Source organism: Moorena sp. SIO4A1 (assembly GCF_010672065.1).
Lineage (GTDB): Bacteria > Cyanobacteriota > Cyanobacteriia > Cyanobacteriales > Coleofasciculaceae > Moorena.
This window is the reverse complement of record NZ_JAAHHX010000222.1, coordinates 1-2919: the sequence shown is the minus strand read 5'-3', so window position 1 is coordinate 2919 and position 2919 is coordinate 1. Positions and strand designations below refer to the sequence as shown.

General features: G+C 37.3%; 2 protein-coding genes. Both read right to left on the bottom strand.

Annotation, left to right across the window (positions count from 1 at the left end; genetic code table 11):
• Window positions 1–1787, bottom strand: a 1787-nt coding sequence (locus F6K53_RS36450) for a HEAT repeat domain-containing protein (RefSeq protein ID WP_293084344.1), incomplete at its 3' end; no start/stop codon positions are given.
• A gap of 69 nt (window positions 1788–1856) precedes the next feature.
• Window positions 1857–2726, bottom strand: coding sequence for a GUN4 domain-containing protein (locus tag F6K53_RS36445; RefSeq protein WP_293084341.1), 870 nt, complete (start codon window positions 2724–2726; stop codon window positions 1857–1859).
• Between the last annotated feature and the right edge of the window lie 193 nt (window positions 2727–2919).

The window sequence follows — 2919 nt, the reverse complement described above, 5'->3', positions numbered from 1 at the left end:
TGTGGATCTAAGGCATCGGCATCTCCATGTTTCCCTAGAGCCTTAGCGATCGCTACACATTCATCTGGGTTTATTTGAGTATTGTTATTATTTAGTTGATCAATAAGATCACTTACAGACATCTTCTCAAAATTGACCTGTTGCTCTGGATTATATTCCCTTAAAACATCGGCATCAGGGATAGGTTGTTGTAACAGTGTTTCCGCATCATTTGGATAAACTAGCTTTAAGTAATTAAATGCTTTTATTCTATCTTCAATAGTTGAACGATTAGAATCTATAATATATTTTTTTAATGCCTCCTTGGCAGCCTTGCGGACATTACTAAATTTATCTTGTCTAATAGCTTGGTATAAGGCATCTCTGCCTACGGGAGGGATTAATTTACCCAAAGCTTCTGCTGCTTTTAGACGCACAAAACTATCATTATTCCCCAAAGCCTTAACTAAAGACTGAATTGCCGGATTATGATTGGCAGTGGCTGTTCCGATCTTTCCAAGGGCTGCTGCTGCTGTTGCTCGGATATCAGGTTCTTGATTGGTGTCTTGGAGCAAGTCAACCAGTGGTCTCACAGCTTCTGAAGCTTGTAACTTCCCTAGTTTATTCATAATACGCTCTCGTTCATTAATATCCTCGGAACTGTTTAAATTTTTAATTAGTATTATGGGATCCGTTTCTTTTAATTCTTCTTCTTGTTCAGATATTTTTTCTCCTGCTAGTATCAGAGCCCATTGAAGTTTTTGACGAACAGTTTTATCTAAATTTACTCCTTTAAAATCTGAATACTCTGTTGCGCGATAGATCTTGCGTCCTGCATTACGAGCGGCCTCACGAACTTGCTTCATGTAGTCATTACGCATTGCGTCAATTAAAGGTTCAACTGCCTCTAAGACCTTGGCTATATCTATCTTATTGTCATCGATATAACCTAGCTCACGAGCAGCCGCTTCACGCACGTATCGATCTTTTGATTGATTCAAATTGAGGAAACGAATAAGTTGCGGTACTTCCAGGGCATTTAAACCCCCTAAAGCCCTGATAGCTACTGCCACAATATCGGGATAGTTATCTGCCAAGGCTGCAGTTAGGGCTTCTTTGGCTGCTTCGTTTCTCCAGATATTATCTGCTAAATTTGACCGTCCAGCAATTACCCACACAACCTGACCGCCACCGTGTGTCATCACCTTGCGCAAAACAGAATCACACTGGATTCGATCAACCAGTTCGTAAGTGTCAAAAAAAATTATAAATGGCTTTTTAGCAGCTATCTCCGCAATTCCTGCCCCCAAAGCTTCGGCTAACCATTCGTCTGAATTTTTGTAAACTTCTGATTCGTCTGTTGTCAAGTCAGGTAGCACTGGTTGATTTATTCTTTCCTGTTCTTCCTCCGCTTGTTTAATTTTTTCTATAGCTGTTTTCAAGAGACTCTGATTGTCACTGTACTCTTCAAAGTAGCCTTTCCATTCTTCCTGCTTAAGTAATTTCTGATAAATCGCCTCCAGTATAGTAACTGGTTGAATAGCATCATGGTCTACTTGAAGACCAATATAGTGTTCTCTTTCTTTCTCCCAATCTAGGTATAAAGTATTAAAGCAATTTTGAAACTCTCCCTCTCGACTGATGTTGTACAGTCGTTGCAACAGGGTCGTTTTCCCCATGCCACCAAAACCATGAAGTAGAAAAATTTTTGGATCTTCTTCCGACGTGGAGGCTGTAGGAACCAAAGAGTTTAAGACATTTCGGAAACGTTCCTGTTGTTCATCTCGTCCTAGAAAGATGTCATTCATTAGCGAACTCCTCAAGGTTATAAACAGTATTAACTATGCCGATCGTTAAGTATTGTAAATACTATTGATTCAATCACATGAATCACAGTTACAGGATTTAAGTTTGTTGACAAGGTATGGGATAAGACTAGCATTATCCTCCAGAGGGTAATTCTTTGAAGTCAGTGTTGGAAGAATTCCTTGATATTTTTCTTTATTATCAAGGTTTTTTTCAAGATTTTCTGTAAATATTTGGTTTGAACGGGATAGCCATTCTTTCCTCCAGTCATCATACCAGCCTACATGGCGACCAAACTCTTTTTCACGATCATTTTTAGTAGTGCATTTTTCTTCCCAAATCTTTTTCTGGACAGTAAAACCAAAACAGTTATTGCTGTATTGTCGCCAGAGTTTATCGATGTGACATAAGACATGACAGGGACATTCTTTAATATTTTTTGTTTTCCAAGATAATCTTGTATTTCTACCAATAATTTTATTCATAATAGCAAATGTTTCTTCATTGGATTCTACCCATTTCTTCTTTTCAAGAAGATCGTTTAAGTGTTGATATATTTCTGGTTTTGGTCGTTGAGTTGATTGATAAGTAGTTGGTTGTATTTCTTCAACTTTTTTTTTATTGTTTGGATTATTTTGATTATTTTGATTATTACTCGGATTAGCAAACTTCAGTTTTAGTTTATTATAAATGCTAGATAGTTGAGAATTTCCAGAGTTTTGATTATAAAGCCCATCGATTAGTTTTTCTATATATCCCTTTGCTTCTGCATCCCGAATTAGGTTAAAGGCAATGTCAGAATTATTTTCCCCTCCTGCAATATCTTTAAGATTTTTTTCCAACTCAACCCTGACCGCAATCTCAAGGTTAATTGCTCTTGGATAAGCATTAATAATAGCTTCTAGTAATTCCTTGAATTCAATACCAGATAACTCATACATTTATACTATAATTGACTAAATGGCTCACGAATTTAATTCATAAGGATTAAACAAAGGGATAATAATACTATAAAGAATCAGCAATAGGGAACCATAGACTGGACGGTAAAATGCCAAGGAGGAAAATGGTTCTCCCAGAGCAAATACCCAAACGACAAATGCGCCAGTAGAAACTACTATTTGGGTAACGGCT